6 protein-coding genes are annotated in these 6264 nt (G+C 70.6%); 2 read left to right on the forward strand and 4 right to left on the reverse strand.

What is annotated here, in order from left to right:
* Positions 1–137 precede the first annotated feature (137 nt).
* Positions 138–497, forward strand: coding sequence for a hypothetical protein (locus B2P18_RS16910; RefSeq protein ID WP_286961674.1), 360 nt, complete (start codon positions 138–140; stop codon positions 495–497).
* Positions 494–2731: an FtsK/SpoIIIE domain-containing protein gene (locus B2P18_RS16915; protein WP_286961675.1), complete on the forward strand. Its 2238-nt coding sequence runs from the start codon at positions 494–496 to the stop codon at positions 2729–2731. Before B2P18_RS16910 ends, B2P18_RS16915 begins: the two co-directional genes overlap by 4 nt.
* A gap of 128 nt (positions 2732–2859) precedes the next feature.
* Here the strand turns inward: B2P18_RS16915 and B2P18_RS16920 are convergent, their stop codons facing one another.
* The 4 genes from B2P18_RS16920 to B2P18_RS16935 all read right to left on the reverse strand — a co-directional run.
* The gene (locus B2P18_RS16920) at positions 2860–3234 is read right to left on the reverse strand and encodes a type II toxin-antitoxin system death-on-curing family toxin (RefSeq protein WP_286961676.1); all 375 of its coding nucleotides are present in this window, start codon (positions 3232–3234) and stop codon (positions 2860–2862) included.
* Complete coding sequence (locus tag B2P18_RS16925) at positions 3231–3764, reverse strand: Panacea domain-containing protein (protein WP_286961677.1); 534 nt, start codon at positions 3762–3764, stop codon at positions 3231–3233. Before B2P18_RS16925 ends, B2P18_RS16920 begins: the two co-directional genes overlap by 4 nt.
* A gap of 270 nt (positions 3765–4034) precedes the next feature.
* On the reverse strand, positions 4035–5537 hold the full coding sequence (gene terL / locus B2P18_RS16930; protein WP_286961678.1) for a phage terminase large subunit: 1503 nt from the start codon (positions 5535–5537) through the stop codon (positions 4035–4037).
* Positions 5538–5544: 7 nt separating this feature from the next.
* Positions 5545–6264, reverse strand: a 720-nt coding sequence (locus B2P18_RS16935; protein WP_286961679.1) for a hypothetical protein, incomplete at its 5' end; no start/stop codon positions are given.

Here is a 6264-nt window from a genome sequence, read left to right on the forward strand (position 1 = left end):
AGCACGCGAGGCCCGCCGGCCCCTGGAGCAGCGACCCCTGGTCGCGCACCCCGCCACCCCACACACGAAGGCGGCCCCCGCCGCAGCGATCGAACCGCTGGACGAGGGCCTAGACGCAGAGAGAGAACCTCCACGCCATGAACAGCAACGCTATCGCCACCACCCCGATCCACGACGCGATCAAGACCACCGCCTGCCCCACCTGGTGCACCGTCACCGCCGACGAGCACATCGCCGAGCTGCGCGACTACGACGGCACCCTCGTCCACCGGGCCCGGTTCGACCAGAGCTCCGAAGACTACGAGGTCGAGGCCGCCTGCAGCACCACCCTCACCGGCGACGCCATCGACGACAACCCGTCCCTGTACACCGTCCCGCCCACGCCGAGCGCCGGCCCCGCCGTGTTCACGGCCTACGCGCTCGACGTCGCCGCCGCGGCCGAGGCGCTCCGCGAGTTCACCGCCTCCCACGCCCCGGCGACCGGCGACGCGGCATGAGCTCGACAGCAGCCACCGGCCGTGGCGTCACCGCCCCCGCCGGCGTCGAGATCGTCGACATGCCTGCCGCATCGAAGCGCTCCGCGCGGCTGCACCGGCGGGCCCAGGCCGCCGGACAGACCGCCGCGCAGGGCTGGCGCGGCGAGCACACCCCAGACACCTCCCCGGCCCCGCCCAAGACCCCGCAGGGGGCCGGGGAGGACCTCGTCGTCGAGCCCGGCGGCACGCTCGTCGACGCGCACGTCGCACGCGCCCCGCACGAGCGGCAGGAGGGCCGCCTCGAGGTGATCCCGTCGTGGATGCGCGACGGGTCCTACCTCGCGCACACGGCCCGCGACGGCGCCGCCAGGACCGTGCACTCCGTCGCCTACCACCTCGTCCGCGTCCCGCTGTACTGGCTGCGCCTCGCGGCCCGGTCACCCATCGGAGCGGCCCGGCTCCTGGTCGCCTGGGTCGGTTGGGTGTCCGACCGGGACGGCCGCACCGTACGCCGGCACCTGTCCGGCGCCGCGCAGGTCGGATCACCCGAGGCCGCAGCGTTCGCGCGGATCCAGGCGCAGCACCGCGAGACGATGCAGACCCGCGCGATCGTGTCCCTCATCGCCGCCGCAGCGGCCCTGCTGGCGTTCCTGGCGGGCTACTGGCGGGCCGGTGACGCCCGGCCCGTCCTCGCGGCCGTTGCCGCCGTGGCGGTCCTGTCGTGGCTCGGGTGGGTGGGGCGCGGCCTGGAGACCGTCATCGCGTCCCGGTCCACCACCGACGTCGGGATCCCGCGCCTGACCTCGGACCTGGTCATCACCGCGCTGGAGTCCCTCGGCATCGCAGAGCTGAACAAGGCCCAGCGCGCCGGCGACGGCAACGGCGTCCGGTTCACGTCCCCGATCCACCGCGACGGGCCCGGCTGGCGCGCCGACATCGACCTGCCGCCCGGCGTGACCGCCACCGACATCATCGAGCGCCGCGACCGGCTCGCGTCCGGGCTGCGGCGCCCCGAGGGGTGCGTGTGGCCCGAGGTCGACCAGGACGCCCACGCGGGCCGGCTGATCCTGTGGGTGGGGGATCGGGCGTTGTCGTCAGCGAAGCCCGAGGCGTGGCCCCTCGCCCGGGCGGGCCGCGTGAACCTGTTCGACCCGTTCCCGTTCGGCGTCGACCAGCGCGGCCGGCCCGTCCCGATCACGCTCATGTTCGCGAGCATGGTCATCGGCGCCATCCCACGCATGGGCAAGACGGCCGCGCTGCGGCTGCTGCTGCTCGGCGCGGCCCTGGACCCGCGGTGCGAGCTGCACGTCCACAACCTCAAGGGCGGCGCCGACCTCGAGCCGCTGGCCGCGGTCGCGCACTACTGCCGGTCCGGGGACGAGCCCGAGGACGTCGACGCGCTCATGGCCGACCTGCGGGCCGTGCACGCGGACATGCGGCGCCGGTACAAGACCCTCAAGGAGCTGCCCCGATCGGTGTGCCCCGACGCGAAGGTCAGCGACGAGCTCGCCGCGAAGCGTGACCTCGGGCTGCACCCGATCGTGGTGGGCATCGACGAGTGCCAGGTGCTGTTCGAGCACGCCACCCACAAGAGCGAGGCCACCGACCTCGTGACCGACCTCGTGAAGCGGGGCCCGGCCGTGGCGATCATGGTGCTCGTGGCCACGCAGCGCCCCGACAAGGACTCCCTGCCGACGGGGATCCGCGCGAACGCGGTGCTGCGGCTCTGCTTGAAGGTCACCGGGCAGACGGAGAACGACATGGTGCTCGGCACGTCCGCGTACAAGTCGGGGGTGAGGGCCACGATGTTCGGGCGCCGTGACCTCGGCGTCGCGTACCTCGCCGGTGAGGGCGACGACCCGGTCATCGTGCGGGCCGCGTACGTCGACACGGTCACCGCCGAGACGATCGCCGCAAGGGCACGGCAGGCGCGTCTCGCGGCCGGTCTGCTGTCGGGGATGGCGGCGGGGGAGATCCCTGCCGACGACGACTCCCGGTCGATCCTGGACCACCTGCTCGAGGTGTGGCCGGCCGGGGAGACGCGGGTGTGGTGGGAGGACCTCGCTCGGCTGCTGGCAGACCGGTTGCCGGCGACGTACAGCGGGACGGACGCCGAGGCGGTGTCGGCCGCGGCCCGCTCCCACGGCCTGGGGGCGGTGCAGATCGCGCGCACCGTGGACGGTGCCCGGGTCAACCGTCGGGGGCTCGACGTGGCCGCGCTGCGGCAGGCGTTGGGTGACCGCGACGCGGCCTGACCTCTGGCAGTCGAGAGGGCCGCGACCCCGTGATGGGGTAGCGGCCCTCTCTGTGTCGCTGCTACCTGTAGCGGCAAGGCTACAGGTGCGCTACGGCTCTGACCTGCGGTGAAGCTCCGTAGCGGGCTCTAGGCCAGGTGGTCCAGGATCCACTCCACGATCTGTGGGACGTCCACGCCGCGGTCTTCGATCACGGTCAAGATGAAGACCTCAACCTCTTCGGCCGGCGTATCTGCGATGTCCATGCCGTGGGCTTGGAGGAACTGAAGGCATGCCAGCCACGAGACGCGTTTGTTGCCGTCTCCGAAGGGGTGCGCACGGCAGATTGCCTCCAGGAGCTTGGCGGCCTTGGCCACGACGGTGGGATAGGGGATGTGACCCTCGAACTCCACTAAAGGGGCGGCCAGGGCAGCCTCCAGGGCTCCTCGGTTCGTCAGGGTCTCTGTGCAACGCAACTCACCGTGGATCAGAAGGACCTGATCCACGGTGAGCATGTACGTCATCCGGCGAGCAGAGCGAGAGCTTCAGCCCATCGCTCGGCGTTGCGTTCAACGGTGCATCGCACCTCGTCGTCGCTGAGGTGCTTCACGCCCTGAGCGAGTCGCCTCGGGCCCCTCCCGGCCATCGACTGACGGGTGTATTCCCTACGCATGTCTCGCAGCGAGATCTCCTCTTGCCCCCGGTTTGACGCGTGGTCAGGTCGAGCATCCCAAGCGACCTTCCATGGGTGCTCCTCGTGGGTGAGGTCCGACAGCTGCTTCCCATAGAACCGGCCGTAGTGGTCGATGACCGCGTCGATCGTGGCCTGCTGCTCCGGGGTCAGCGCAGGGCCTTGCGGACTCCTGCGGTAGTAGGCATCCACAACCACCGGTCCCTGCTCCCAGGCCTCGATACGATCGTGGAATAGCGGCTCGCCGTCCCACGCGAGCGACCATGCCTGCGTGTAGTACAGCAACTTCAGGAGCTGCGTCCTGCCGCTGAGGCGCATCTGGGTGCCGATGTAGTCAACAACCATCTTGGCGGTGGTAGTCATGATCGGTACCTCCTTCTGATGCGATAGCGGGCGTTCTGATCATTGTGTGCAACATTGGTCAGCGGCCGCATGTTATACCTCAACGGTGGGGGTAACTGCTCCTCTAAGGGTCCCACATTACTACTGTGAGCAACATTAGGTCACTATGTGTGATTGATCCTGCAAGGCTCGCACTGTTCACTCGGTCGAGATGGCGGGAGCCTCAGCCAACCCGGTCCGAGCGCTCCCAAGGAGGACACGAACGCGCTCGGAGGCCGAGGCTCCCGCCGGTCAGTAGTGGGCCTGCATCCAGTCGAGCCAGTCGCCGCCGTAGCTGTCATCCATCCAGTCGAGATGCAGCTCGTCGCCGAGCAGGTCCTCGGCGTTCACGACTTCCGGCGACAGGACCGGGACCAGCCCCAGCCGGTGCACGGCCTGCGTCAGCGCGTCCACCTGGTCGTCATGCGCCCCACCGGGGAACTGGGTGGCCTCGTCGATGAGTTCCTCCACCCACGGGTGCCCCGCAGTCGGCGGCAGCTCGACGTTCCCCGCCTCCACCAGCGGGCTGATCGCCGACGCGCGGGCCTGCTTCGACCCCTCCGGCTGCACCGGGATGAAGCCACCAATCTCGGCCGCCAGAGCGTTCATCACAGCCGGCCCGTTCGCCTTGTCCTCCACCAGTTTCGCGACTGCCTGCGGCCACCTCGCCGTCAGGCCCCGCACCGCGTCCACCGTCTGCGTGAACGTGAACCGGCCACGGACCTGGTCCAGGAGCAGCATGCGCGGGCCCCGACGCATCCACACCTGCCCGACCACGAAGTCGCTGCTGTCGGTGCCCTTGAACGCCATGTCCCAGGACTGGCAGAGCTCGACCCCCGCGTGGTCCGGGATGATGCGAGCACCGTCCGGACGCTCTACGAACGGGGCTGCGTCCCACCTGCGCCACCAGTCCGGCTGCAGGATGTTCCCCTCATCCGGGGTCGGGTTCCCCTGGTACAGCGACGCCCACCTCCTCGACCCCGCCTCACGCTTGCGCCGCTCCCACTGCTCCTGCGTGCGGCCACGCGCGGACTGCATGAACTCTCCCTCGGCCCGGCCCAAGGGGTCCGTGACGGGGTCCACGCACTGCGCCGGGATGTTCAGCAGCTTCCACCCCTCACCGCGGGTCAGGAGCCGGCCAGCGAGGTCGTCGTGGTGCCAGCGGGTCAGGACCACCACGGCCGGCGCTCCGGGCGCCAGACGGGTGTTCGCCTCGGCCTGCCACCAGTCCCACACGCTGTCGCGGTACGTCTTGGAGTAGGCCTCCTTCCACGACCTCACGGGGTCGTCGATGATCATGAGGTCGCTGGCGAACCCGGTGATGCCGGCCCCGATGCCGACGCTCTTGACGCCGCCGACGTGTCCCTCGATGGACCATTCAGCGGCCGCGCCGTTGTCCTTCGCGATGCGGAGCCCGAGGTCGGGGTGCGCCTGGATGCGGCGCCGGACCGCGAGGCCGTTGCGGTTCGCGAGGTCCTGCCCGTATGACGCGGTCACGATCCTCGTGTCCGGCCACTGGGTCAGGACCCACGTGGGCAGGTCTATCGAGATGCGGGAGCTCTTTCCCTCCTGGGGTGCGACGGTGACGATGAGCCGCCCGTCAGGGGTGTCCATGAGGTCGACGAGGGCCTGGTCGATGAGGTCGAGGGCTGGGGTCCTGACGGTCTTGGGGTTCACGTGGCGGGCGAGGTCCCCGGGCGTGGCCCACCGGCGTACGGGGGGCTCGAGGTGGCGGGCGAGGAGTTCGTAGTCCATGTCGTCCTCAGGCCGCGATGTGTCGGGCGCGGAGGGTGGCGATGGCGTCGGCGCGGTTGAACAGGACGGCACCGCGTTCGCCGCGGCCCGAGACCTGCAGGATGCCGCGCGAGACCCACGTCCGGATCGTGGAGGTGCTCGTGGCGAGGCCCACCTCGAACGCGAGGACGCTGACGAGCTCGCGGGTGGTGACGAGGGTCTTGTAGGCGGTGGCCTGCAGCTGGTCGGCCCACCACGGCAGGACGGCGTCGCAGCGGCACCACCGGCATTGGGCGCTGGTGTAGTGCACCCTGCCGAGCGCGTCGGGCGGGTCGGGGTACGCGTCGACCGGGCCACCGCAGGTGACCTGCCCGTGCCCGTCTTTGGCGTCGACTGCGCGAGGGCAGTAGCCGATGCGCTGCCGGTCGGAGCGGTCGGGGTAGACGATGTCCTCGAGCTGGCTGACGGCTGCGTCGAGGTTGGCGGCGAGGCCGGGGTGCGTGGTGTCGAGCCAGTCGGCGTGGGGTTCGAGCATGGCGACGCGTTCCCGGATCCCGAGTTGCTCGGGTGGCGCCGGCCAGGGTCCGTGGATCTGCTCACGGGCTGTCATCACCGCGGCCGTGAGGGAGTCGATGGCGGTGGTGCGGGCCTCGATGACGCGTTGGGCTAGCGGTGTCCTGGTCTCGGCTCGTCCGGTGCGGCGGGGTGGGCCGCTGTCGCGGTTCGCGGTAAGAGTCCCGTGGAGTGG

This window comes from Arsenicicoccus sp. UBA2120, assembly GCF_002330965.1.
GTDB lineage: Bacteria > Actinomycetota > Actinomycetes > Actinomycetales > Dermatophilaceae > Arsenicicoccus > Arsenicicoccus bolidensis.